23 protein-coding genes and 1 pseudogene are annotated in these 24188 nt (G+C 41.8%); 11 read left to right on the top strand and 13 right to left on the bottom strand.

Translation table 11 applies throughout. From position 1 onward, the window contains the following. Nucleotides 1-169: 169 nt before the first annotated feature. Entirely contained in the window at nt 170-1513 is a 1344-nt protein-coding gene (locus tag FTV18_RS14190) for a dicarboxylate/amino acid:cation symporter (protein ID WP_005236469.1), read from the bottom strand. A 414-nt stretch (nt 1514-1927) separates the two neighbouring features. Between FTV18_RS14190 and FTV18_RS14185 the strand changes: the two genes are divergently transcribed. Beyond that, nucleotides 1928-2929, top strand: coding sequence for a glycosyl transferase family protein (locus FTV18_RS14185; protein WP_180018543.1), 1002 nt, complete (start codon nt 1928-1930; stop codon nt 2927-2929). Between the two features lie 59 nt (nt 2930-2988). On the opposite strand, the gene FTV18_RS14180 is transcribed toward FTV18_RS14185, so the two are convergent. Together FTV18_RS14180 and FTV18_RS14175 are read right to left on the bottom strand one after the other, a co-directional pair. Next, the gene (locus tag FTV18_RS14180; protein WP_004784238.1) at nt 2989-3261 is read right to left on the bottom strand and encodes a YeaC family protein; all 273 of its coding nucleotides are present in this window, start codon (nt 3259-3261) and stop codon (nt 2989-2991) included. A gap of 2 nt (nt 3262-3263) precedes the next feature. Further along, nucleotides 3264-4202, bottom strand: a complete 939-nt coding sequence (locus FTV18_RS14175) for an NAD(+) kinase (RefSeq protein WP_125279078.1) — start codon at nt 4200-4202, stop codon at nt 3264-3266. 191 nt (nt 4203-4393) lie between these two features. Here FTV18_RS14175 and mrcB point away from each other — a divergent pair, with 191 nt between their 5' ends. Both mrcB and FTV18_RS14165 read left to right on the top strand, forming a co-directional pair. Further along, nucleotides 4394-6784 carry a penicillin-binding protein 1B gene (gene mrcB / locus FTV18_RS14170; RefSeq protein ID WP_180018545.1) on the top strand — a complete coding sequence of 797 codons (2391 nt, stop codon included), beginning with the start codon at nt 4394-4396 and terminating at the stop codon, nt 6782-6784. 14 nt (nt 6785-6798) lie between these two features. Beyond that, complete coding sequence (locus tag FTV18_RS14165) at nt 6799-7347, top strand: tetratricopeptide repeat protein (RefSeq protein WP_125279080.1); 549 nt, start codon at nt 6799-6801, stop codon at nt 7345-7347. 41 nt (nt 7348-7388) lie between these two features. On the opposite strand, the gene FTV18_RS14160 is transcribed toward FTV18_RS14165, so the two are convergent. Further along, a complete protein-coding gene (locus FTV18_RS14160; RefSeq protein ID WP_179993307.1) occupies nt 7389-8288 on the bottom strand; it encodes an NUDIX domain-containing protein in 900 nt (299 codons plus the stop codon). 138 nt (nt 8289-8426) lie between these two features. Between FTV18_RS14160 and hemP the strand changes: the two genes are divergently transcribed. Further along, nucleotides 8427-8597 carry a hemin uptake protein HemP gene (hemP, locus tag FTV18_RS14155; RefSeq protein WP_004784247.1) on the top strand — a complete coding sequence of 57 codons (171 nt, stop codon included), beginning with the start codon at nt 8427-8429 and terminating at the stop codon, nt 8595-8597. Nucleotides 8598-8683: 86 nt separating this feature from the next. Here hemP and FTV18_RS14150 read toward each other — a convergent pair whose 3' ends face one another. The 4 genes from FTV18_RS14150 to FTV18_RS14135 all read right to left on the bottom strand — a co-directional run bounded on the left by FTV18_RS14150 (nt 8684) and on the right by FTV18_RS14135 (nt 13034). After that, the gene (locus FTV18_RS14150; protein WP_180018547.1) at nt 8684-10009 is read right to left on the bottom strand and encodes a HAMP domain-containing sensor histidine kinase; all 1326 of its coding nucleotides are present in this window, start codon (nt 10007-10009) and stop codon (nt 8684-8686) included. Then, nucleotides 10006-10677, bottom strand: coding sequence for a response regulator transcription factor (locus FTV18_RS14145; protein ID WP_180018549.1), 672 nt, complete (start codon nt 10675-10677; stop codon nt 10006-10008). Before FTV18_RS14145 ends, FTV18_RS14150 begins: the two co-directional genes overlap by 4 nt. Nucleotides 10678-10815: 138 nt before the next feature. After that, a complete protein-coding gene (locus FTV18_RS14140; protein WP_034170733.1) occupies nt 10816-11181 on the bottom strand; it encodes a NirD/YgiW/YdeI family stress tolerance protein in 366 nt (121 codons plus the stop codon). A gap of 95 nt (nt 11182-11276) precedes the next feature. Beyond that, on the bottom strand, nt 11277-13034 hold the full coding sequence (locus tag FTV18_RS14135; RefSeq protein WP_180018551.1) for a GspE/PulE family protein: 1758 nt from the start codon (nt 13032-13034) through the stop codon (nt 11277-11279). Nucleotides 13035-13246: 212 nt separating this feature from the next. Here FTV18_RS14135 and FTV18_RS14130 point away from each other — a divergent pair, with 212 nt between their 5' ends. Further along, entirely contained in the window at nt 13247-14512 is a 1266-nt protein-coding gene (locus FTV18_RS14130; protein WP_180018553.1) for an MgtC/SapB family protein, read from the top strand. A 129-nt stretch (nt 14513-14641) separates the two neighbouring features. Then, nucleotides 14642-15670 (top strand): hypothetical protein, encoded by a 1029-nt coding sequence (locus FTV18_RS14125; protein WP_180018555.1) that lies wholly within the window; start codon nt 14642-14644, stop codon nt 15668-15670. 102 nt (nt 15671-15772) lie between these two features. On the opposite strand, the gene tsaA is transcribed toward FTV18_RS14125, so the two are convergent. Beyond that, entirely contained in the window at nt 15773-16483 is a 711-nt protein-coding gene (tsaA, locus tag FTV18_RS14120; RefSeq protein ID WP_180018557.1) for a tRNA (N6-threonylcarbamoyladenosine(37)-N6)-methyltransferase TrmO, read from the bottom strand. A 105-nt stretch (nt 16484-16588) separates the two neighbouring features. On the opposite strand from tsaA, the gene FTV18_RS14115 reads away from it, so the two are divergent. Next, nucleotides 16589-17368: a ferredoxin--NADP reductase gene (locus FTV18_RS14115; RefSeq protein ID WP_005236496.1), complete on the top strand. Its 780-nt coding sequence runs from the start codon at nt 16589-16591 to the stop codon at nt 17366-17368. A 372-nt stretch (nt 17369-17740) separates the two neighbouring features. Next, a complete protein-coding gene (locus tag FTV18_RS14110) occupies nt 17741-20155 on the top strand; it encodes a membrane-bound PQQ-dependent dehydrogenase, glucose/quinate/shikimate family (protein WP_180018560.1) in 2415 nt (804 codons plus the stop codon). Between the two features lie 68 nt (nt 20156-20223). Here the strand turns inward: FTV18_RS14110 and FTV18_RS14105 are convergent, their stop codons facing one another. The 3 genes from FTV18_RS14105 to FTV18_RS14095 form a co-directional block, all read right to left on the bottom strand. Beyond that, entirely contained in the window at nt 20224-20406 is a 183-nt protein-coding gene (locus tag FTV18_RS14105) for a hypothetical protein (RefSeq protein WP_166136002.1), read from the bottom strand. An 18-nt stretch (nt 20407-20424) separates the two neighbouring features. Further along, on the bottom strand, nt 20425-20616 hold the full coding sequence (locus FTV18_RS14100) for a hypothetical protein (RefSeq protein ID WP_227607384.1): 192 nt from the start codon (nt 20614-20616) through the stop codon (nt 20425-20427). A gap of 249 nt (nt 20617-20865) precedes the next feature. Beyond that, complete coding sequence (locus FTV18_RS14095; RefSeq protein WP_180018562.1) at nt 20866-21489, bottom strand: cation transporter; 624 nt, start codon at nt 21487-21489, stop codon at nt 20866-20868. A gap of 85 nt (nt 21490-21574) precedes the next feature. On the opposite strand from FTV18_RS14095, the gene FTV18_RS14090 reads away from it, so the two are divergent. From FTV18_RS14090 to FTV18_RS14080, 3 genes are all read left to right on the top strand, one after another. Further along, complete coding sequence (locus tag FTV18_RS14090; protein ID WP_180018564.1) at nt 21575-21985, top strand: Cd(II)/Pb(II)-responsive transcriptional regulator; 411 nt, start codon at nt 21575-21577, stop codon at nt 21983-21985. A gap of 151 nt (nt 21986-22136) precedes the next feature. Then, nucleotides 22137-23528: a tRNA 5-hydroxyuridine modification protein YegQ gene (gene yegQ / locus FTV18_RS14085; protein ID WP_373686381.1), complete on the top strand. Its 1392-nt coding sequence runs from the start codon at nt 22137-22139 to the stop codon at nt 23526-23528. 3 nt (nt 23529-23531) lie between these two features. Further along, a complete protein-coding gene (locus FTV18_RS14080) occupies nt 23532-23786 on the top strand; it encodes a YfhL family 4Fe-4S dicluster ferredoxin (RefSeq protein ID WP_159123203.1) in 255 nt (84 codons plus the stop codon). A gap of 247 nt (nt 23787-24033) precedes the next feature. Here the strand turns inward: FTV18_RS14080 and FTV18_RS14075 are convergent. Next, nucleotides 24034-24188 (bottom strand): annotated as a pseudogene (locus FTV18_RS14075) (pyridine nucleotide-disulfide oxidoreductase); the annotation flags it as partial.

Genomic DNA, 24188 nt, shown 5'->3' with positions numbered 1-24188 from the left:
GAATAATTCAAGTGAATTTGTTTGAAAGAAGAACTTTAAAAGCTTTATTTTCACCCGATAAAATACCCATAAAACAAGAGGAAGCTCATTTGAGCTTCCTCTTGTGAAAAATTGTGGGACAGCAATGAGCCGAAGCTTCCTTTTTATGACCTACAAGACGAACTCAAACTTAATGAGCGTTGTTGCCTTCCTGCGCCATTTTTTCATCAATTTCAGCCGGATTTGCTAATGCATAGTTCAGCTTGTCCATATCTAACTGACCGACCCATTTTGCTACAACCAGAGTTGCCAAAGAGTTACCGACCAGATTGGTCAAGGCACGGGCTTCAGACATGAAGCGATCAATACCGAGAATCAAGGCCAGACCTGCAACCGGAATATTACCTACAGCCGCTAAGGTTGCTGCCATCACGATAAAGCCTGAACCAGTTACACCCGCTGCACCTTTAGAAGAAATGAGCAATACGAGAAGCAAGGTAATCTGGTGAGACAAATCAAGTTGCGTATTGGTCGCCTGTGCAATGAAGATTGCCGCCATTGTCAGGTAAATCGAAGTACCATCCAGGTTAAATGAATAACCGGTTGGAATGACCAGACCTACCACTGACTTTTCTGCACCTGCAAGCTCAAGTTTTTTTAACATACGTGGCAATACAGATTCAGACGATGAAGTACCGAGTACAATCAACAGCTCTTCACGAATCAGGCGAATCATCTTGACAATGCTAAAGCCGGTAAAGCGTGCAATTGAACCCAGCACAATAAAGATAAACAGCAAACAGGTGATATAGAAACAGATGATCAACTGGGCCAATTGCGCCAGAGAACCGATCCCATATTTACCGATCGTGAAAGCCATCGCACCGAACGCACCAATAGGTGCAAGTTTCATGATCATGTTCACGATGTTAAAGAACACATGTGAAATCTGATCTACCAGTTTAAGAACTGGCTTACCTTGTGCACCCAGTTTGTGTAATGCAAAACCGAACAGGATCGCAAATAAAAGGACTTGCAGGATTTCACCTTCAGCAAATGCACCAACCACCGTATTTGGAATGATATTCATAAAGAAATCAACGGTAGACTGAGAAGCACCCGACTCTACATATTTAGAAATCCCGGCCGTGTCCAGCGATGCCGGATCAACATTCATCCCAACGCCTGGCTTGGCAATATTAATCACCAGAAGACCAATGATCAGCGCCATTGTTGATACGATTTCGAAGTAAAGTAGAGCGACACCACCAGTTTTACCGACTGATTTCATGCTCTCCATACCTGCGATACCGCTAACCACGGTACAGAAAATCACAGGTGCGATGATCATTTTAATTAAACGGATAAATGCATCACCCAGCGGCTTTAGTTGTTCGCCCAGACCTGGAACATATTGTTCTGCACCATTAATGATTTGTGTACCACTTGGCGAGAAATGTCCGACGAGGATACCCGCAATAATGGCTACAATCACTTGAAAATAAAGCGACTTATAAATTGGTTTTTTAGCCATAACCTTACTTCACGATATACTTCTAACCAGAAGCAATATTCAGTTTTCACTTATTTTTAAAAAACAAGCGTCCAATACTTCATTGTCTGAAACAAAAAAGTGCCTATGTATCAAGAAATTAATCTGATACTGAAATTAGAATGTGTATGTACGTTTAACAATCACAGGAACACCGATCTTTAAGAAAAATCAGTGCATTGATCAGGAGATGAAGCAAACACAAGAATTGCGTGAAATTTTAACCGCTTTTTAGACTTTTGTTTAACCTGAAATGTTAAATTTGCCTAAATACTAAACAATACCTCTTAGACTATAGTCTTATAAAACTCTAATAATTCTGCAAAATAAGAAGGTGAAATACCAATATCAGCGTAAAATATGCCAATACTTGATGAACATGATTGATCTATGCCCATGACCACAAAGCGAAATATTTATAAAGATGCCGAACATCCTTTTGCCCAGTTTATTCGTATTATTGGCAAGGGAAAAAATGGTGCACGTTCTTTAAGCTATGAAGAAGCCTATCAGGCTTTTAGCATGATCCTGAAAAATGAAGTACTGGACGTACAACTGGGCGCTTTTCTGATGCTATTACGCGTCAAAGAAGAATCCGTTGATGAACTCGCAGGCTTTGTGCAGGCGACCCGGGACCAACTGAATTTTAAGGCGCTTGATGTTGATCTGGACTGGTCATCTTATGCAGGTAAACGCAAACATTATCCTTGGTTCATTCTGGCTGCGCTTACCCTTGCTAAGCATGGCTATAATATCGTGATGCATGGTGCTTCAGGTCATACCTTGAATCGGGTCTATACCGAACAGGTACTTAACTACTTAGGCTATCCGATCTGCCAAAATGATGTTGACGTGGAACAGCAGCTTAAAGACAAACATTTTGCTTACCTGCCATTGGAGGTGATCTCTCCAATTCTGGCTGAGTTGATCGGGCTACGTAATGTCATGGGCTTACGCTCTCCGATTCATACGCTGGCACGCCTGATTAATCCATTTAATGCCAAAGCGACTTTACAAGCCATTTTCCACCCTGCTTATCGTAGTTCACATCAGCAGTCCGCTTACAAGTTAGGCTATCAAAATAGTGCAGTCATTAAAGGTGAAGGTGGTGAGTTCGAACGTAACCCGGATGCCAAAACTTTAATCTGTGGAATTAAGAATGGCGAACTTTATGAGCACGAATTACCAAAACTGACTGACAACCGTAGTCCGATTGAAGAAGAGCTGGATCTGGCTGTGTTTAAGCAAGTATGGGAAGGTCAACGCTCACATGAATATGGGGAAATCGCAGTGGTTGAAACTATGGGCATTGCACTGTATACCATGGGCGAATATGACAGCTATGAAGCGGCGATGCAAAAAGCCAGAGAACTCTGGAATAGCCGTCTTTCGGTTTGATCAGACCAGAAAACAGACATTAAAAAAGACCACATCTGTGGTCTTTTTTTCGGTTTCGATTAAACGAAACGGATCGGTTTAAATTCCGGCTCATTTTTGTGATGATCATCATCACATTGTTCGCCTTCTTCTTTAGTGCCACGATCGATATAACCGCTACGTTCGGTTTCTGGCAGGTTTTTCATTTCCCAGGCATAGACAGCCTGCATACAGGTCTGACGCTGCTCCTGAGTCAGTGCTACACCATTTGGCCACTTGCCAATTTCAATGGCTGTTCTTAAGCGTTCTACAATCTCAGGATTGAGTACGGCAAGCATTTGTTCAATATTCATATTTAATCCTGCTTAAGATAGTCGAAGTCCTGATTCCAGCCCAGTTTGGTTCGACATGCATTATAGAAGTCATAACCTGGCGGATGCAGAAGATTCAGTTTAAAGGGATGCTTACGAATATGGACGCTATCGCCAACATTCAAAGACACACTGTGTTGTCCATCCGCACTCACCATCGGCAGTACGCGATTTTCACGAATCATCAGTTTAATTTCACTATGCCCTCCGACCACAATCGGACGTGAAGACAAGGTATGCGGATGCATCGGCACCAGCACAATTGCATCCATACTTGGATGCACAATCGGCCCACCACCGGAAAGCGCATAGGCTGTTGAACCGGTCGGTGTAGATACAATCAGACCATCACTATGCTGGCGATAGACATATTGTCCATCAATATTCAGCTCGAAATCAATCATGTGTACCGATTTACCGGAGTGCAAGACCACATCATTCAGGGCAATCGCATCATAGATGATTTCACCTTTGGAGCGAACTTCCATTTCCAGCAAGAAACGGCGTTCTGCCTGAAAATCACCTTTTAATACCTGATCCAGTTTAAAGATGACTTCAGTTGGCTTGATATCTGTCAGGAAGCCCAAACGACCACGGTTCACCCCGATCACTGGCGTATTGTATTTTACCAATGCCCGCGCTGCATGTAACAGTGAACCATCCCCACCTACCACAATGACTAGATCAACCACTTCACCCAACAAGGCGCGGCTAACTGTTTGGGTATTCTGATAAGGAACCAGTTCAGCTGTATCTGCATCAAAAACAGGATGTAGACCTAAATTGAGCAGATGATCGTGGATCAGGCATAAGGTTTCAACCACTGAAGATTTATCCGGGCGTCCAATCAACCCGATATTTCGAAATGTCTTGTGGGAAATTTGCACCAGTGTCGTCGCTCCGCTTCGAATCCTGCTTATCATAACATTAAGCTTGAATAGGATGACAATTTATAACATGACAAAGCTGTGCAGGATTGAATTGAAATAGATTGAAATTAAGGAGAAAATGTGAAGTTTAATTTTAATTTTAATCTCAATAATTGATTAAATATTGCAAAATAATGAAAAGCTTCGCATGATTAGCACAATTTCACAGGGTCTTATCGTCATTTATGAAATCTGAACGAGGTATGGGGTTCATTGCCTTAATCTTCTCCATTCTAGTCATTTCTGCATTTGTAGCATTTAGTATCTATTTGATTAAATTAGATAATATTGTGCGTGAAAAATTTGAAGGTCAACGTTGGGATATTCCGGCCAAGGTTTTCGCACGCCCGATGGAAGTGTATGTAAATGCCCCGGTCAGCCAGCAGGATTTCCAACAAGAATTAAAATTACTGGGTTATAAAGGTTCGGACAGCTATACCAAATCGGGCAGCTTTGTCAGCACTGGCAATACCATGTATGTGCATACCCGTGGCTTTGATTTTGGCGATCGCGTTGAACCTGAACAGGTATTGAAAGTCAGCTTTGATGGCGATCAGATTGCTGAAGTAAGTGCGACCAAACCCTCTTCTAGCGGGATTGCCCGTCTGGAACCTTTATTGATTGGTGGTATTTATCCACAGCATAATGAAGACCGTGTGCTGATTAAGCTCAATAAAGTGCCTAAACCGTTAATTGACGCATTAATTGCCACTGAAGACCGTAATTTCTACAATCACCATGGTGTATCTCCACGCGGGATTGCACGTGCAGTGGTAAGTAATATTACTGGTGGTAAACGTCAAGGTGGTTCAACCCTCACCCAGCAGCTGGTCAAGAATTTCTACTTAACACCAGAACGCACCTTAAAACGTAAGGTGAATGAAGCCTTTATGGCAATGCTGATTGAATTGCATTATGGCAAAGATGAGATTCTGGAAGCCTATTTAAATGAAGTGAATCTGGGCCAGAATGGCAACTATTCTGTAAACGGTTATGGTCTGGCTTCACAATTTTATTTTGGCTTGCCACTACGTGAACTGAATATTTCCCAACAGGCCTTTTTAGTCGGTCTGGTCCAAGGTCCAAGCCTGTATAACCCATGGCGTAATCCTGAACTTGCGAAAAAACGTCGTGATGTGGTTCTAAATAATATGCTGGTAATGGGTAATCTGACCCAAGATCAGTATGAAACAGAAACTGCCCGTCCGCTGAACGTCATTTCCAAACCAACTTTAGGCCCTGCTCGCTTCCCGGATTTTCTGGATATCGTTCGCCGTCAGTTGCGTACCGAATATCAGGAAACTGATTTAACCAACCAGGGTCTGCGTATTTTCACAACCTTAGATCCATTGGCACAAACCCGAATTCAGGACAGCTTTAAGGAAAGTGTAGCCCGTTTAAGTAAAGGCAATCCAGGTCGTCTAAAAGATTTGCAAGGTGCTGTTCTGGTCGCACACCCTGAAAATGGCGAACTGGTTGCAGCGGTAGGTTCTACTCAGGACTTTACCGGTTTTAACCGTGCTTTAGATGCCAAGCGTCAGGTGGGTTCATTACTCAAACCGGTGATTTATTTGACAGCACTAGAATCGAATCGCTATCACTGGGCCAGTCCAATTGAAGACAGTCAGATCACCATTCAAAGTGATGGCAAACCCTGGACACCGAAAAACTATAGTGGTAGCGCACATGGTGTAGTACCGATGTCTCTTGCCCTGTCACAATCCTATAACCTGTCTGCGGTACGTTTGGCACAGGAATTTGGCCTGTCGACCTTTATTAACCATCTGCAAAAATTCGGTGTGACTTCTGACATTCCTTCTTATCCATCTATTTATTTAGGTGCAGTAGATATGTCACCGATGGAAGTGATGAATATTTACGGTAACTTCGCAACAGGTGGCTTTAAATATCCGGTGAAATCGATTCGTTCTGTAGTCGATGCGAATGGCCGCTCGCTTGAACGTTACAGCTTAAGTGTTCAGCCGACGATTGATCCAGCATCAGCCTATGCTCTGAATTATGGTTTACAACAGGTCATGTCGAGTGGTACTGGTCGTTCTGCCTATAACAGTTTGCCACGCAACCTGAATCTGGCGGGTAAATCGGGTACGACAAACGATACCCGTGATTCATGGTTTGCAGGTTATTCTGGCAACTATATGACAGTGGTCTGGTTAGGTCTGGATGACAACAAAGTCACTGGATTAACCGGTTCTTCAGGTGCACTTCCGGTCTGGACCAATGTCATGAAACAGCTGCATCAGAAGCCGGTGAATCTGGCTCAGCCTAATGAAATTGAATGGCACTGGCTGGACCGTTATACAGGTAAACTGACTGCCCAAGGCTGTGATGGTGCCATGTATATTCCGATTTCACGTCATGCCTTGCCTAATCAGGCAACTGCTTGTGGCATCTCGCATTACGCCACTGAACCTTATACGATTGATTCAGAACCTTCACCAGAAGATGAGGAAGATGATGATGTCAGTCGTTATATACAAGAAAGTGAAACAGAAATAGAACGCGAAGTTGCTAAACAAACCCGTATTATCGCGAGTGGAAGTTATAGCCAATAATTGAGTCTATGTTTATGTTAAGAAAATTGATTCCTGGTCTGCTCATCCTCGGTCTGGTGGGCTGCCAAAGCATGTCGGAGCCAGAACAGCCTGCGGCTCCTACTAAACCTCCGGTTCAGCAGAAACCAAAATCCTCTACACCTGATGGTGTAGTGATTACGCCCTATGATCGACCGGAGATTAAACGTCAGAAGATTGTGATCCCTGAGCAAAAGCCTCAGGCACAAAAGTTTGATGATGGACGTAACTTACCTGCATTTAAAAAATTGATGCAGCAAACTCAGCAGGCCTATAGCAAGCAGCAATATAATCAAGCTGAAACTTCTGCAGTACAAGCTCAGCGTTTGGCGCCCCAAGCTTCAGAAACTTATCTGTATCTTGGCTTGATCGCAAACCGTAAAAACCAGCCGGCCCGTGCAGATGCTTTCGCCTTACGTGGTTTGAGCTATGCGCAGACCAATGCAATGAAAAAGCAGCTCTGGCAGGTGCGCCTGAAAGCAGCTCAACTGCAAAAAAACACCAAAGCCATTCAGCAAGCTCAGCAGGCCTTAAAGAAATTTTAAGGCCCTGGCGTGAGCCCGGTTATTTATAATAAGTTTCTGACTTAAACATAACGGATCCCTGCAATCCCATAAGCATGCTGGTTTTGAGCATGGTCTAGATCTTCAGCTTTTATACCGCCTAAGGCAAATACAGGAATCTGTACCTGTTCAGCCATCTGTTTAAATTTTTCCCAGCCTAAAGCTGCGGTATCAGGATGTGTTTCTGTTGCCAGTACCGGGCTGAGTAAAGCTGCTTCACAGCCTATGTTTTCTGCATGTTTTAATGCTTCCAGATCGTGACAGGCTGCAAGATAACGATAGCCACCAGCTAACTCCCCTTTTTGCAGTTGCATCAATTGAGACTGTTTCAGGTGAAGCGTACGAATGGTTTGCTGCTGCAATTCATTCAATTGTGACCAAAGTTCCTGATTAATGATCAATCTGGATAACTGATCGACTGGAATCTGCTGTAACTGGCTAATGTGTTCAGGGCTGGCCATTACTCGCCAATACAGCATCTGGTCTGTTTCCAGATTATTCAGGTGACTCAAGTCTTCAGAAATTTTGATCTTTCTCGGCCATTGCAGCTTTTGAATCATGGCCTGATTGGCTTTAGGAAAATTTAGTTCACTGAGTTCATCCCGGCTATACCAGCGCCAAGGCTGCTTGATTCCAGCTAATTGTTCTGGCTGAACCGAAGCATGGAAAATATGCAGATTGACGATGACATCTTCATATTCATGCGAAATAAAATCAAAAGCCTGCCATTGTTCGATGTCAATTCCGACTTCTTCAATCACTTCACGTCGACATGCCTCTATAGGCAATTCGCCCTGTTCTACTTTTCCGCCTGGAAACTCATATTTATTGCCCTGATGCTGTTTAGCTTCACGCCAACCGACCAGAACCTGAGTTTGATGAAATAAAATAGCGATTGCGACATGAATTGTGGTTTTAGACATAATGTTCTGAACTATTGAAGTTTTACAGATTGTAAGCAAATTAGAGTTTTTTATAAATGCAGCAATTATTCGTTGACAGATCTATTCGATAATGATTATCATTTAAATCAATCCAAAACACACCACGGAGTCGACGGAATGAACGCACCATTTAGCCTATTTACCCGCAATAATGATACTCAGCATGCGCTACCGATGTTGCATTCGAACAATTTATTTGCGCTAGGACGAGAAATCCGGATCATGCATGCGGGTGAAGAATACCGTCTACGTTTGACTCGTAACAATCGTCTCATCCTGACTAAGTAATTTAAATACTCCAAAAATAATAAACGTGGGAACAGGCAGTATGAATCAGCGCATACTGCTTTTTTTAATTGCTATATCTAATATCTTTATTCTTCAGATTGAAAAATTAATGAAACTTTAAGCCCACCCAAAACTGACGGCGCATAATCAATCTTGGCCGTATGTAACTGCATAATCTTTTGACAAATCGACAATCCCAAACCTGAACCTTGTGTTCGCGTGCCCAAGGCGCGGTAAAAACGCTCACCTAAACGTTGAACAACTTCTTCCTGAATTCCCTCTCCCGAATTTTCAATCATAAGTTGTAGATTCTGACCTTCAACTATCGTCCTGATTTCGACCTGTCCCTGCATCGGCGTATAACGAATGGCATTATCAACCAGATTGCGGATACAGCTAAAAATCAGCTCTGCATTTGCTTCAATCACTGCATCTTCAAGTTTTAAGTTCCAGTGGATCTCTTTTTCCTGAGCAAAAGGTTGTAAAGCTTGTAAGACCTCCTGAACCAATACTTTAAGATTCACCTGCTGTTTGGGCAACTGCTCTGCATGTTCTGGATCAAGCCGAGCCAATAGCAGTAAGTTTTCCAGAATCTGCGTTCCGCGGTTGACGTCATTCTGAATCATCTGTAACGCTTGCCTAAGTTGAGCATCTTCCTGATATTTACGTTTCAGCACCTGTAAACGCATTTGAATGGCAGACAATGGGGAACGCAACTCATGTGAAGCATCGGCAGTAAAACGTTGCTCGGCAGCCAATGACTTTTCCAGCCTGCTCAACATGGCATTCAGCTGACGGATAATCGGTTGCAATTCAGTAATCTCAGGATCAGGACTTTGAACCGGAGTGAGATCCTGTGCAGATTTAGAACCGATTTCTCGGGAAATTTTATTTAAAGGTCTTAATTGCCGCTTAATGGCAAAACGTAAAATCAGCCACTGTAATATCCATAGGATAAATAAAATCCCGGCGAAACCTAAAGTCGTTTGCCAAAGCTCATCAAAGCGTACCGAAAGCGGTTGTACCACTTTCACTTTCAAGTCTTGATCTTCAGCAATCAGAATTCGAATAAAATGACCATTTTCATAATCAAAGTGAAACCCGTTTTTCTGTGCAACTGGTATCTCATTAATCAGTTCATCATCAATTGAAGTGGTCAGTACCTGCTGATTCAGTAGTAAGGCATATTGAATATCAAACTGCTCACTGATTTCATCAACCTGCGTATTTTTGGCCTGGTTAACATCTCCTAAAAGTAACTCTGAAATTTCCTCCATCAGGTCATCATGCAAATCAATCGCCTGATAGCTGGAAATTCCCAATAACAGCAGCCACGCCAGAAATCCTGCCAGTATGGAACTGAACATGGCATGTTGAATCAGCCGGCTTTGCAGGGAAATGGGTGCCTTCATATGGAGGCCTCGGGTTTATGCATCCGGTAGCCCAAGCCACGAATGGTTTTAATCATCTGACTGCCAATTTTTTTACGTAGCTGATAAATAAAGACTTCAATCGCATTGCTTTCGATTTCATCTCCCCAGGCATAGAGTGATTCTTGCAGCTGTTCTCGGGTAATGATATGTTCTGGTTTTTGCATCAGCTTATATAAAATCTGGAATTCTTTTGCAGTCAGATTAATGCTCTGCCCCGCCTTCATTACAGTCTTGGCTTGGGTGTCCAGACTAAGATCCTGCCATTGCAGGACATGATTTGGCATTTGCTGTTTTTGTCTGAGCTGGGCACGCACGCGAGCGGAAAGTTCTTCCAGACTGAAAGGTTTTACCAGATAATCATTGGCCCCCAGATCGAGTCCTGCAACCCGATCATGAATACTGTCCTTGGCGGTGATAAATATAACGGGCGTATCTTTCTGTTTATTGCGCAAGCTTTTAAGAATGTCATCTCCAGTTGCATTCGGCAGGCCACGATCCAGCAAAATACAGTCATACTGATGCTGTTCAATCGCCAGAATGGCATGATCCCCACGATCAACCCGATCAATTACATAACCGTCCATTTCCAGCCAAGTTTGAATACTTTCCGCCTGAGATTCATCATCCTCTGCCAAAAGAATACGCATGCTATGCTCCGCTTATTTTATCTTTCTATCTTGCCTTGAAAAAGTTCCAGACTCAAAAAAAAACCACATGCTTTTTGGTAACTTGCATGTGGTTTTTTGTTGCTGTCTTCAGATTCAGTTCAGGAAATTATGCTGAAATTAGAACTGAACTTGGTCGACATCAATTTCAACACGTTTCGCAGGTTTATAGTCAATGTCTACTTCACCAATGATTACCACAGGTGTTTTAGCTGATACAGGTTTACCCTGCCAAAGTTCATCATCAATTTCGACAGTAATGGTGCCAGTATTATCGCGGAACTGGTATTTTTCATCACCGACAGCTTTTACCACATAACCTTTCAGCTGAACCTTGCTGTCATCTTTCATGGTCAATGCTTGCTTAACTGTAGTCGTTTTAGCAAATGCAGCCTGATTCACCGCAGTTTCACTACTCGCAACTGCGACAGTCCCAATTGAACCCATTAATGCTGCTGCTAAAACAGTATTCATCATCATTTTCATTGCAGTTACCTCTTTTTAAAGTCTTGCCCTGTTTCGATAATGCTATTAAAACAGCCGAAGATGAATTGAATCTTAAGATCGCTTCATCTTTAGAATTAATTTAATGGCACAACTCTTAAGACCTCTTCAAGCGTGGTGACCCCTTCCAGAATCTTGCGAGCACCGGCAATCCGTAAAGGTTCTACCCCTTCTTTTTTTGCCTGCTGACGTAACTGATTCAGGTTAGCATCCGCTCCGATCAATTGCTTGGTGGTCAGGCTAAGCGGCATAAACTCATAAATCCCAATTCGGCCTTTATAACCGGTATGGCGACACTCTTCACAACCGACTGCTTTAAAAACAAATTCCGGACGTGGTAAAAGATAGTCCACTGCCAGATGTTGCCATTCCTGCTCATCCAGAAAACTCTCCTGCTTGCAGTGTGGGCATAGCTTACGCACCAGACGTTGGGCCAGAACCCCGAGTATAGTCGCTGCTGTTAAAAATGGTTGTACGCCCAGATCATGCAAACGGGTCAGACTCGACGGCGCATCATTGGTATGCAGGGTAGAAAGTACCAAGTGACCGGTTAATGCTGCCTGAATCGCCATATTGGCCGTATCTTGGTCACGAATCTCGCCGACCATAATAATGTCAGGATCCTGACGCATCAGTGCACGTACACCATCTGCAAAGCCCAGTTCAATTCCGTTATTGACCTGCATCTGGTTAAAGCTTGGTTCCAGCATCTCGATCGGATCTTCAATCGTGCAGACATTCACCTGCTCAGTCGCAAGCTGCTTTAAAGTGGAATACAGTGTGGTGGTTTTACCAGAACCGGTCGGTCCGGTGACCAGAATAATACCGTGACTATGGCTGGTCAGATTATTCCAGTCATTGAGCAGATGCCCTTCGAAACCGAGCTGCTGAAAACTTCTGACTAGAACTTCTGGGTCAAAGATACGCATTACTAGCTTTTCACCAAATGCGGTAGGTAAGGTCGATAAACGCAGTTCAGTTTCCTGCCCTTTTGGAGTCCGAGTTTTTAAACGACCATCCTGTGGTTTACGTTTTTCTGCCACATTCATCCGGCCCAGAATCTTGATTCGGGAAACGACTGCGGTCAAGGTATTGGCTGGCATGTTATAGATGGTATGCAATACTCCATCAATCCGGAAACGGATCTTGCCGGTGTCTTTGCGCGGTTCCATATGAATATCACTGGCACCCTGCTCAAAGGCAAACTGCAGCACCCAATCCACCAGTTTCACGATATGCTGGTCATTGGCATCCGGATTCTGTGAATCACCCAGTTGCAGTAAGGCTTCTACGCCTTTATTTTCCCGGTCATAAGCAGATGATTTTTGCGAGCCACTGACTGCACGACTGACCTGATAATACTCAACAATATAACGCTGAAGCTGTTCCGGATTAAGCAATACTCGTTCAATTTTTTTCGGTGCAATATTCTGTTCGAGGTTTGAGACCCATTCATTTTTATAAGGCTGATCTGTAGCAATCAGAACTTTATCTGGTTGAATTTCTACTGCCAGAATACGGTTACGCAGTGCATATTCCTGTGACATGACATTGGTCAAGGCCTGCACATCAGCTTTGAGTGGATCGATGATATAGAACATTAAACCGGTTTTTTCTGCCAGCCACTGACATAAACGGTTGAGTGTCAAAGTACTTTGAGGATGGGACTGATCAACCAGACTAAAGTGCGCGATCCATTGCAAGGGATGCCATTTTATTTGTTCACGTTGACGATGTGTGGTCTGAACTCGCATCCGGTCACGTTCAGTTATTTTTCCGTCTTTTAAAAGCTGATCCAAACACCAGCCTGTATCAATTTCAAAATCAAATTTCATGATCGATGGTCCCCAAAACTGCCTCCACTATAACAAGTTTTTCCTGTTTTTCGCATTCCATCGCGACTTCCAAACTTAAAAGCAATATTGTTTCTCATAAATGATAAACACATCACATGGGTTTGAGGTCATAACCTTTTTCTGCTTGTCGATATGTCAATTTTTCGCCTATATTTCAATCAGGATATCTTATTCAATCGCTGAGGCCAGGTATGGATTTAAGCGTAGTTCCCTTAAATGAAAGTAGTTCCTTTCATGAATTGCTTACTATCCTGACTGCTGCCTTAGGATGTGGCTTATTGATTGGTCTGGAACGTGAACGGCACAAACAGCGTGAAGAACAGGCCAGTTTTGCAGGGCTACGCTCTTTTGCGATCTGTGCTTTATTAGGCGCATTGTGCTTTTTATTCGGAATGGCAATGGGTCTGGCCGGTGCACTCATTATTGGCGGTATTGTCATTTTTTCTATTAGAAACCAGATAGAAGATCCGGGGATTACCACCGAATTGGCCTTTATCATGACCTATTTTATTGGGGCGATTTGTCTGTGGAATATTCCTCTGGCTGCAGGACTAGCAGTTCTGATCACGATAATTTTAATGGCCAAACACTCTATGCATAATATTGCCGGACAGTGGATTACTGAGGCTGAATTTAGGGATGGATTACTATTATTAGCCTTGATTCTGATTGGTTTACCGCTAACCCCTGACCGGCCTTTATGGGGTGAAGTGCTGAACCCTTATCTGATTTTAAAATTAGTAACTCTGATTCTGGTAGTTCAAGCTTTGGCACATATCGCTAAACGTTTCTTCTCGACTAAAAATGCCTTGATATTGTCTTCAATTGCCTCGGGTTTTGTTTCCAGTACAGCCACTATTGCTCAATTAGGGATACAGGTGCGCAAAGGTGAAATGGATGCAAAATCCAATGCTGGTGCTGCCCTGATGTCCTGCATTTCGACATTAGTTCTATTGTTTATTGTAGTGGGAGGCGTTTCCTGGGATTGGCTAAAAATTCTGCTCCTACCTTCATTGGTGGCTATGCTTATTCTGGCTGCATGTGCATTTGTATTATTACATAAAGCTGAACCTGCTAAAAATCAGGAGTCTCCAGAATCTTCTGATAGTAAAATGTTTAGTCTCAAAGAAGCTGTGATTATCGCTGCTGCATTAACCCTGATTCAGGCTGGAGTTTACGGTCTGGAAATATTACTGGGCAATGCTGGTCTTCTTGCTGGTACTTTATTTGCATCCTTATTTGAAATTCATGCCGCAATGGCAAGCGTGGTCATTCAAGGAGATCCATCCAATACCCGGCTGATCTATGCCCTGCTTTTGGGGCTGGGCGCACATGCTGTAGCCAAGTCAGTCAATGCTGCTGTAACAGGTGGTTTCAAATTTTCCCTGTACTTTGCGCCAGTACAGATTTTGCATATGGCGGTGTTGATTGGTATTTTGTGGTGGATGGTATTTTGATTGTTAAGTATATTTAAATAGTTAATTTTTATATATTTTGCAAATTTAATTTTTATATTTATTCGCTATAATTAGTCTGCTTTATTTTAAAAAACAATTTTATTACTACGATTTTTTATAGGGATTTTTATGAAATTTAAGAATTTATCACTCGCAATTTTTAGTGCATTCATGCTAAGTGCTTGTGGTGGGGGTTCATCTTCTGATTCAAATGGCGGTAATACTGGAACTGGAACTGGAACTGGAACTGGAACTGGAACTGGAACTGGAAATACTACCCTTACAAAACCTGACTTCCAACAATGGTCATCATTCTATATTGATGAATATTCCGACTCGGATCTAAATTATGAAATTGAACAGCTAACCTTTGATCAAGGGAATGTCTATATTAAAGTTGATGAGACAACAGGCTGGGATGAAAGTGAAACTTTCTATCTAACTGAAAATGGATTATATGATCACGGTTCTACACATGCGACCTATGGCAAATTGCAAGGGACTATTACGGCTAATGCAACCACTTGGAAGCAAGTTCCATATTCTCCAATTAATTCCACAGGATTAAGCAGTACACTTACATTCAAGGTCTTTGATATTAGTGGTAAAAATATTGCTCAAGTCCTCAGTCCAGAGCATTATGTCAATTTAAAATATAATTTACTCGATACCTACCCTATGGGAGAAAAAGGGGAAGATTTTTATCGAGTACTTTCTAATTCAATATTCCCTACCGGATCTACTTGTATTCAATTTCAAACTATTGATAACTCACAAAAATATATTGAGCTATATAAATATTCACTTGAAGATTATGTACAAGATTATTTGAAACTTGAATGGGCTGATATTTCAAAAGATAGTAAATATGCCAAACATACTTTCAAGGATGCTATAGCATATCTAGATCTTAGAGAAGATCAGCAATGGGGACTAGCTGAATATAAGAGCAAATATTATGAAGTTGATTATCATCCAGCTGGAGAAGAATATAATATTAAAAATATTTTAGCCGCATCTAAAGCACTGGTTAATTCAGCATCTGCTCAGGACAAACCAGCTCTACAGGAGTATGCAACTTTACAAGAGAATGCATGCACTTTATTTAATAATATTGCATCTGAAGAATTAAGAAAGCAAATTAAAAAATACTCATAATAACGTGATATAAAGTACTTCGAGTGCTTTATATTCATATTAAATAGGGACTTCAATTTAGTTGAGGTTCCTATTTTTAAATCAGTATTTCATTTTAAAAATTCAAAAAATTAACTGATCGACTACAATATCAGCTAAAGTAACTTTAAATTTCACATCCAAGTCCGCAAACTTCATTCCATAAACCCGGTTCTCATCATCCTGATATGCCGGCCTAGGATCGAGAGATAACACGGCTTCAAGTTCTTCTAGCAATTGAACAGATATTTTTCCTTTTTCTAATAATAATTTTTTTTGCTGTTCAGCGTCCTTACTCCACATCACGGACTTACGTGCCGGCTCCTCCTGTGCATAGCCACTTTGTGCATCAATCACTGCATCCGAATATTGAATATAAGGTTTAATATCGACAATCGGAGTACCATCTAATAAATCACTGCCATTCACATATACACGTATCGATTTCCCTACTTTTCTAACTTCTTTAAGCTTTACCACAGATAAACCAATGGGTGCAGGACGGTACATACTACGTGTCGCAAACACCCCGATTTTCTGGTTTCCGCCTAAACGGGGTGGACGAACCTGCGGACGAAATTGCTGGCTCTGCTGATTTTTATTATCATGAAACTGCCAGACTAACCAGAGATGACTAAACTCTTCGATGCCTTCAAATGCGAGTAAATCATTATATGAACCGGTCATTTCAATATAGCTTTCAACCTGTACCAAATTAGGCTGACGCGGGATGCCAAACTTTTCTTTATAGGGAGAATGCATATAGCCAATAATCGGCAGAGTGAGTTCGGTCATAATCACTTTTTTTGATAAGCTCAATTAAATATATTCAGTTTATAGAGAATGAATTTAGATTAGAATAGCAACCTGTTCTAATTTGATAACTTATTGAGACCTTTAATGGCTGCTTTTAACGTCGAAAAGATTACTCACGTCCACCATTGGAATGACACTTTATTCTCTTTTAAAACGACTCGTGACACTGCATTACGTTTTAAAAACGGTCAGTTTGTGATGATCGGTCTTGAAGTCAATGGCAAGCCTTTAATGCGTGCATATTCAATTGCAAGTGCAAACTATGAAGAAGAGCTAGAGTTTTTCTCTATTAAAGTGCCAGATGGTCCTCTTACTTCTATTTTGCAAAAAGTAAAAGTTGGCGACGAAATCTTGGTTTCTAAAAAGCCTACAGGCACGCTGGTTCTTGATGACTTAAACCCAGGTAAAAACTTGTACCTGCTTTCTTCGGGTACTGGTCTTGCACCTTTCCTTTCTGTAATCCGTGATCCAGAAACTTATGAACGTTTTGAAAAAATCATCGTGGTTCACGGTACACGTTTCATTTCAGAACTGGCTTATCAAGATTTGATTCTTAACGAAATTCCAAACCACGAATTCTTTGGTGAATTGGGTGCTAAAGAAAAATTAGTGTATTACCCAACTGTCACTCGTGAAGAGTTCCATACGCAAGGTCGTGTAACAACTGCGATTGAATCTGGTCAACTGTTCGAGAAAATCGGACTACCACGTTTCAATCCTGAAACTGACCGTGCAATGCTATGTGGTTCTCCTGCATTCCTTGACGATGTTGCTGCACTGCTGGACCAACACGGTCTGAAAGAATCTCCACGTATGGGTGTTCTGGGTGACTACGTAATTGAACGTGCATTCGTAGAAAAATAATCTGCAAAAATTCTTTTGCAATCCTAAAACGCATGCTTTAAGCATGCGTTTTTTATATTCCATAAGTCTTAATTTAAAAGAATTAACCCAAGCTATTCTTGACTTAAAATTTCTTATAATTAGGACACTTAGAAAAACACAATTGTTTAAAACAATAAAATAAATGATAAATATCAATACTCACATTATATTTTTTAGTCAAAAATTCCTTCTTAAATGTTAGAATATGTAACTGTAATTGATTTCTCCTGAGGATTTATCCTCGCTAAAGACTTAGTTACATAAACTCTGTAAACTTTAAATTCGATCTGTTTTGATCCCATTCTCCTGTTTCACCGTTTATGCAACCAAGCCGTTTTTTATAGGCAAGGTATGAGCACTGAACAACCCTCCTCTATCGAGCGTACAGGGTCTAAAGTCTATCGATATTTTGTAGTCGTACTGACTTTACTTGTTGCGCTGTACTTGATCATTCAAGGCGCTAAATTACTCAGCCTCGGTGGTACAAGTTATTATCTCATTGCAGGGATTGCCTATGTTGCAATCGCCATTTTCTATGCGATGAAAAAAGCCCTTGGTTTCTGGCTTTCTATTATTACTTTTATTGCAACCATCCTTTGGGCAATTGCTGAAGTTCAAGGTTTGAGCTTCTGGCAATATATTCCACGTCTGGTGGTTCCAACTATTCTGTTTGTCCTCAGCATGTGGGCAAGCAAAAGCCTGCCAGCACTCAATGCTGCAAAAATCAAAGCTGCCAATCTTGTTGGCTTTGCCGGTTTCTTTGCCTGTGTCGCAGCCCTGATTGCTGCTTTCTTCCCGCACGGCAAAATCCTCAATCCTGTTGATATCGTACAAGACCCTGCTCTGGCTAAACCGAATGCAGAAAACCCGGACAACTGGGAATATTTCGGTCGTAATGGTAACGGTACCCGCTTTGCGCCGTACACTGACATTACCCCTGAAAATGTCAAAGATCTGAAAGTGGCTTGGACTTATCACACTGGTCGTGATACTTCTGCGGGTGTCGATGAAAATACACCGATCCAAATTGGCAGCACATTGTACTCATGTACACCAACTAACATCATTTCAGCGATTGATGGTGACAGCGGTAAAGCACTTTGGAAATATGATCCCCATGCGAAAACTGCAGAGCATATTACCTGCCGTGGTGTCGGTTACTATGATGCAACTACAGACAAATCTTTAACTGCAGCAGACCTACAAGCACCGGGTATTAAAGCTTGTCCACAACGTATCCTGACTTCTACTGTTGATGGTCGTTTAATTGCCTTAAATGCCAAAACTGGTGCTTTATGTCCAGAATTTGGTGTTAACGGTCAGGTCGATGTTCTGCATGACATGGGTCCTACTGAACAAAGTAAACGTTATCACCCAACTTCTACTCCACTCATTGCAGGGCATGTCGCTGTATTAGGTGGCTGGGTACGTGATATCGTACATGGCGAACCATCTGGTGTCGTACGTGCCTATGACGTTCGTACTGGTAAATTAGCTTGGGCTTGGGATGTCGGTAATCCTGAACTGGTTGGTGAACCTAAAGATGGCAAAGGCTTTACTTTAGAAACACCAAACATGTGGACCATCCCGACTTATGACAAAGACCTGAATCTGGTTTACTTGCCTACAGGTAATGGTCCTCCTGACTACTGGGGTGGTGACCGTAACGCAGCCAAAGAAAAATTCGGTTCTGCAATTGTTGCGGTTAATGCCTTGACTGGTAAAACTGTTTGGACTTATCAAACTGTTCACCATGATGTATGGGACTATGACTTACCGTCACAACCTGTACTTTATGACATGACTGATGATCATGGCAAAAAAGTTCCAGCGTTGATTCAAACTACCAAAATGGGTCAAATCTTCGTTCTTGACCGCCGTACTGGTAAACCAGTCACTAAAGTGGAAGAACGTCCAGTCGACACCAACGGTGCTGAAGGTGAAAAACTTTCTCCTACCCAACCATTCTCTGTTGGCATGCCACAAATTGGTAATGCGACACTGACTGAACAGGATATGTGGGGGATCTCAACCTTTGACCAATTGGCTTGTCGTATCGACTTTAAAGATTCTGTCTATAACGGTCTATACACTGCACCTGGTGAAAAACCATATATCGAATGGCCTAGTCTGCTTGGTGGTTTCAACTGGGGTGGTATCTCCATTGATGAATCTACTGGCATGATGTACGTCAACGATATGCGTATGCCACTGCGTATGTCATTGGTTCGTAAAGAAGATATGAGTAAATATCATATCTCAACTGACGAAGTACCAGGATTCATGGGTACAGTACGTCCACAATTAGCTGGTCCTTATGCTGGTGTGAAAATTGACATCATGCAGTCTAAACTGGGTGTTCCTTGTAACAAACCACCGTTTGGTACCATGACTGCCATCGACTTGAAATCTAAAAAAGTCGTTTGGGAAGTACCAATGGGTACAGCAAAAGAATTAGGTCCATTAGGTGTTAAAACCCATATGCCAATTCCTTTAGGTATGCCTACACTGGGTGGTCCTACTTCGACCGCTTCTGGTCTGGTGTTCTTCGCAGGTACTCAAGATTATTACCTACGTGCACTTGATTCAAAAACTGGTAAAGAAGTGTGGAAAGCTGAGCTTCCTGTTGCTGCTGTTGGTGCACCGCTGATTTATAAATCTCCAAAAACTGGCAAACAATATGTTGTGATTTCTGCAGGTGGTGCAAGCCACTCTAAAGATGTTGGCGACTATATCATTGCCTTTGCTTTACCTGATCAAAAATAATTTTTTGATGGATAAAGAAAAAACCGAAGCTTAGGCTTCGGTTTTTTTATTGCAATCATCATTAAAAATTAACGATCGCGACCTTCCTGGTTTGCAGAACCTGAACAGCCTGCACCACCACCGATAATAAAACCGCTTTCTGCTTTGCATGAACCAATCATACGGCCATGTGAGTCAAATGTAGTCACTGTTGATGCACAACCAGTTAGTACAATAGTCGCTGCTAATGCAATAAGTGTTGATAATTTCATGATATTCCCCTCTAAGATTTATGGTGCTAAATGAATCTGATTTTGACTTGGTGGTACTGGCAATAAACCTGTCTTGGCATCCACCGTATTGTAGTTCACGCCAATTGCATTGCCTGATCCATTACAATGAGCACTAGCAGTTGAAAGCAGACCACGTGTAGCTTTACATGATCCAATCACCTGACCCGATGCATCATAAGTGACGACCATAGAACTACACCCAGTCATCAGTATAATAGTTGAAAGTGAAAGTAGTTTTATGAAGCTCATTGCTCCCCCTCAAAAACACTAAAAAATTTAAATTGTTTAGTTATATGAATCTTTTCTAAATTTCGCGCATGATTCTTCCTAAATTTATCGCATTTGTAAAGCTTTATTTTTCATCTATTTTTTAGACTTAAGGCTAATAAAAAGCTGCCTGATCAGCAGCTTTTTCATAATTAAATTTAATATTAAGGATCAGGCTGACTCATGCTTCAATACTCGTTCAGCTAGAGCCTGTTTCACCACATGATATCCAGCACTTAAGCCTAGACTTGCCATAATGAATGCAACAATAACATCTGGCCATAGACTGCCAGTGCCAAAGACTCCCACTGCTGCAAAAATGACGGCCACATTGCCGATTGCATCATTACGGCTGCACAACCAGACTGATTTCATATTGGCATCGCCATCCCGGAAAGCATATAAAATTATGGCTGTGACAACGTTTGCGATTAAGGCCAATACCCCGATGATCCCCATCGTAATGGCTTCAGGTGGAATACCTTGCATAAAGGCATAAATTACTTTGCCAATGACGACCAGACCAAATACTGCCATGGTCAATCCTTTAATCAGAGCAACTGTTGCACGCCAATACAGACTTGCACCAATCACCGCCAGAGAAATACCATAATTCACAGCATCTCCAAAGAAATCTAGCGCATCTGCCCATAACGCTGATGAATGTGCATAAGCACCGCCGATCAGCTCCACACAAAATAAGGTCAGGTTAATCAATAATGCAATCCATAAAGCTGTTCTAAATTTGCTATTAGATTTGGGCGGCACGGGTTCATGACTACAACTACAGGCCATATTATTCTCCGATGATTTTTTATCCTGAATGCGATAAAGTCATTAGAAACTATAGAGTCACTCCAAGGTCAAGCCTGAGGTATTTATGTCACATTATTTGATTTCTGATATAGCCAAGAAAGCTGATTTAAGTACTGATACCATTCGATTTTATGAGAAAAGAGGTTTGATTCAGCCGAATTTTCGAGCAAGTAACCAATATCGTTATTATGGCGAAGAGGCCTTAAAACGCTTGATTTTTATCAAACGCTGTCGTGCTTTAGGCATGTCTTTAAAAGAAATCGAATACCTGATTCAGCTGGAACAGAATCCTGAACAGGATTGCTGTGAAGTTAACCAGATGATTGATCAGCACCTTATAGATATTTCAAATAAAATTAAAGAATTACAATTATTTAAACAGCAGTTAATGGCGCTTCGCGAAAGCTGTAATACCCCAACCACGATTAATCATTGCCAGATTTTAAAAACACTGGAATCTATTGAAAATGGCTGAAATATTTATGGATATTTTAAACCGTTTACTGTTTATCTTTTAACTTGAAATTGAGTTAAATTATGCCAATTCCGAGTTATTTACTAGGTTGAATCCTGATTTTAGATGACTAGAATAAAGACGTACTTTTTATATGTCTTTCGATTTTATCATGAGCATTTCTCACGTTACCGAACTTCTCTCACCTGCTGGCTCCCTAAAAAACATGCGTTATGCCTTTGCTTATGGTGCAGATGCAGTCTATGCCGGCCAGCCGCGTTATAGCTTGCGTGTTCGTAATAATGAATTTGACCATGACAATCTGGCGATTGGCATCAAAGAAGCGCATAAGCTTGGCAAAAAATTCTATGTCGTGGTGAATATTCAGCCACATAACTCCAAACTGAAAAATTTTATTCGTGACCTTGAACCAGTCGTGGCAATGCAGCCAGATGCGCTGATCATGTCCGATCCTGGTCTGATCATGCTGGTGCGTGAGCATTTCCCGCACATGGACATTCACCTGTCTGTACAGGCCAATGCTGTGAACTGGGCAACTGTAAAGTTCTGGAAGAATATGGGACTTACTCGCGTAATTTTGTCACGTGAACTGTCCATCGAAGAAATCGAAGAAATCAAACAGCAAGTTCCAGATATCGAAATCGAAGTGTTCGTACATGGTGCGTTGTGCATGGCCTATTCTGGTCGTTGCATGCTATCTGGCTACATGAACAAACGCGATGCCAATCAGGGTGCCTGTACCAATGCTTGCCGCTGGGAATACAAGGTACTTGAAGCTAAAGAAGATGAAACGGGCGATGTGATCCCGGTTAAAAATATTGATTCTGGCTGTTGTTCAAAAGATATGGATGAAAGCCATAAAATCGCTCAACACCAGTTTGATGAACCCGTGTTATTGCAACGTAATGACGAAGATATGTTTGCTGCTGAAGAAGATGAGCACGGCACTTATTTTATGAATTCCAAAGACCTGCGTGCTGTACAGCATGTGGAACGCCTGACCAAGATTGGCGTGCACTCCCTGAAAATTGAAGGCCGTACCAAATCTTATTTTTATTGCGCGCGTACTGCCCAGATTTATCGTAAAGCCATTGATGATGCGCTTGCTGGTAAACCATTCGACCCTTCATTGATGACTCAACTGGAAGGCTTGGCAAACCGTGGTTATACCGAAGGCTTCCTACGCCGTCATGTACATAGTGAATATCAAAACTATGAAAATGGTTCATCGAGTTTCGATCATCAGCAGTTCTGTGGGGAAGTATTAGAGCGTAATGGTGACTATATCAAGATTGATGTGAAAAACCGTTTTGTCGTTGGTGACTCACTAGAGCTGATGACCACTAAAGGCAACATCACTTTTACCTTAACTGAGATCAAAGACCGTCAAGGCAATCTGATTGAAGATGCTAAAGGTTCAGGTCATATCGTTGAGATTCCAATACCAGCAGATGTCGATATGCAGTATGCCCTGCTGATCCGTAATCTGCCATCATCATCTGTAGACATTTCAGCCTCTTCATTGGCTTATCAGGCGAGTTAAAAAATGGCGCTCTTGATTACCGATAAATGTATCAACTGTGATATGTGCTTACCGGAATGCCCAAATGAAGCAATTTATGAGGGCGAGAAGTTTTATGAAATTGATGTCAATCGTTGTACCGAGTGTGTGGGTTTCTATGATCATCAAACCTGTATTGCCGTCTGTCCGATTGAATGCATTGTGCCGCATCCCGAGCATCGGGAAACGCAAGAACAGTTAATGGAGAAATTTAAAGGTTTGAATCTGTTCAAAGCTTGAATGATGCATGAAGTCTGATGACTTCATCTAAGAACAACCTTGGGGAAAGATAAAAATAAGGGTTGAAAACAAAAACTGTCCAGAGGAAAGGAACAGCTAAAAGCGATTGGGGACGCTTTTGGCTGATCTAACAATAACTAAAAAAAGGAACCCGGGTGTTAGCATCCTGAGTTCCTATAAAGCGAAAATAATAATAGGTGTTTGAGATTAAGCACCTGGAATGTGGGGATTCCAGGTGCTCTTTTTTTTACTGACCAGAGCGAATGATGTAATCAAAGGCAGATAATGATGCTTTGGCACCTTCACCAGTCGCGATGATGATCTGTTTGTAAGGAACAGTGGTACAGTCACCTGCAGCAAACACACCTTTGACATTGGTTTCATTGCGCTCGTTAATCACAA

Source organism: Acinetobacter sp. YH12241, assembly GCF_013417535.1.
Taxonomy (GTDB): domain Bacteria; phylum Pseudomonadota; class Gammaproteobacteria; order Pseudomonadales; family Moraxellaceae; genus Acinetobacter.
The sequence above is the reverse complement of the archived record's forward strand: the minus strand, read 5'-3'. Positions and strand labels throughout refer to the sequence as shown.

What these genes read in the sequence shown, in the direction of transcription:
- FTV18_RS14160 (WP_179993307.1), bottom strand. Translation starts at nt 8,288, where the DNA reads ATGTCTAAAACCACAATTCATGTCGCAATCGCTATTTTATTTCATCAA.
- FTV18_RS14100 (WP_227607384.1), bottom strand. Translation starts at nt 20,616, where the DNA reads ATGGTCGTCACTTATGATGCATCGGGTCAGGTGATTGGATCATGTAAA.
- FTV18_RS14105 (WP_166136002.1), bottom strand. Translation starts at nt 20,406, where the DNA reads ATGAAATTATCAACACTTATTGCATTAGCAGCGACTATTGTACTAACT.
- FTV18_RS14130 (WP_180018553.1), top strand. Translation starts at nt 13,247, where the DNA reads ATGGATTTAAGCGTAGTTCCCTTAAATGAAAGTAGTTCCTTTCATGAA.
- mrcB (WP_180018545.1), top strand. Translation starts at nt 4,394, where the DNA reads ATGAAATCTGAACGAGGTATGGGGTTCATTGCCTTAATCTTCTCCATT.
- FTV18_RS14175 (WP_125279078.1), bottom strand. Translation starts at nt 4,202, where the DNA reads ATGATAAGCAGGATTCGAAGCGGAGCGACGACACTGGTGCAAATTTCC.
- FTV18_RS14190 (WP_005236469.1), bottom strand. Translation starts at nt 1,513, where the DNA reads ATGGCTAAAAAACCAATTTATAAGTCGCTTTATTTTCAAGTGATTGTA.
- FTV18_RS14080 (WP_159123203.1), top strand. Translation starts at nt 23,532, where the DNA reads ATGGCGCTCTTGATTACCGATAAATGTATCAACTGTGATATGTGCTTA.
- FTV18_RS14125 (WP_180018555.1), top strand. Translation starts at nt 14,642, where the DNA reads ATGAAATTTAAGAATTTATCACTCGCAATTTTTAGTGCATTCATGCTA.
- hemP (WP_004784247.1), top strand. Translation starts at nt 8,427, where the DNA reads ATGAACGCACCATTTAGCCTATTTACCCGCAATAATGATACTCAGCAT.
- yegQ (WP_373686381.1), top strand. Translation starts at nt 22,137, where the DNA reads ATGAGCATTTCTCACGTTACCGAACTTCTCTCACCTGCTGGCTCCCTA.
- tsaA (WP_180018557.1), bottom strand. Translation starts at nt 16,483, where the DNA reads ATGACCGAACTCACTCTGCCGATTATTGGCTATATGCATTCTCCCTAT.
- FTV18_RS14185 (WP_180018543.1), top strand. Translation starts at nt 1,928, where the DNA reads ATGACCACAAAGCGAAATATTTATAAAGATGCCGAACATCCTTTTGCC.
- FTV18_RS14140 (WP_034170733.1), bottom strand. Translation starts at nt 11,181, where the DNA reads ATGAAAATGATGATGAATACTGTTTTAGCAGCAGCATTAATGGGTTCA.
- FTV18_RS14095 (WP_180018562.1), bottom strand. Translation starts at nt 21,489, where the DNA reads ATGGCCTGTAGTTGTAGTCATGAACCCGTGCCGCCCAAATCTAATAGC.
- FTV18_RS14090 (WP_180018564.1), top strand. Translation starts at nt 21,575, where the DNA reads ATGTCACATTATTTGATTTCTGATATAGCCAAGAAAGCTGATTTAAGT.
- FTV18_RS14110 (WP_180018560.1), top strand. Translation starts at nt 17,741, where the DNA reads ATGAGCACTGAACAACCCTCCTCTATCGAGCGTACAGGGTCTAAAGTC.
- FTV18_RS14145 (WP_180018549.1), bottom strand. Translation starts at nt 10,677, where the DNA reads ATGCGTATTCTTTTGGCAGAGGATGATGAATCTCAGGCGGAAAGTATT.
- FTV18_RS14150 (WP_180018547.1), bottom strand. Translation starts at nt 10,009, where the DNA reads ATGAAGGCACCCATTTCCCTGCAAAGCCGGCTGATTCAACATGCCATG.
- FTV18_RS14180 (WP_004784238.1), bottom strand. Translation starts at nt 3,261, where the DNA reads ATGAATATTGAACAAATGCTTGCCGTACTCAATCCTGAGATTGTAGAA.
- FTV18_RS14115 (WP_005236496.1), top strand. Translation starts at nt 16,589, where the DNA reads ATGGCTGCTTTTAACGTCGAAAAGATTACTCACGTCCACCATTGGAAT.
- FTV18_RS14165 (WP_125279080.1), top strand. Translation starts at nt 6,799, where the DNA reads ATGTTAAGAAAATTGATTCCTGGTCTGCTCATCCTCGGTCTGGTGGGC.
- FTV18_RS14135 (WP_180018551.1), bottom strand. Translation starts at nt 13,034, where the DNA reads ATGAAATTTGATTTTGAAATTGATACAGGCTGGTGTTTGGATCAGCTT.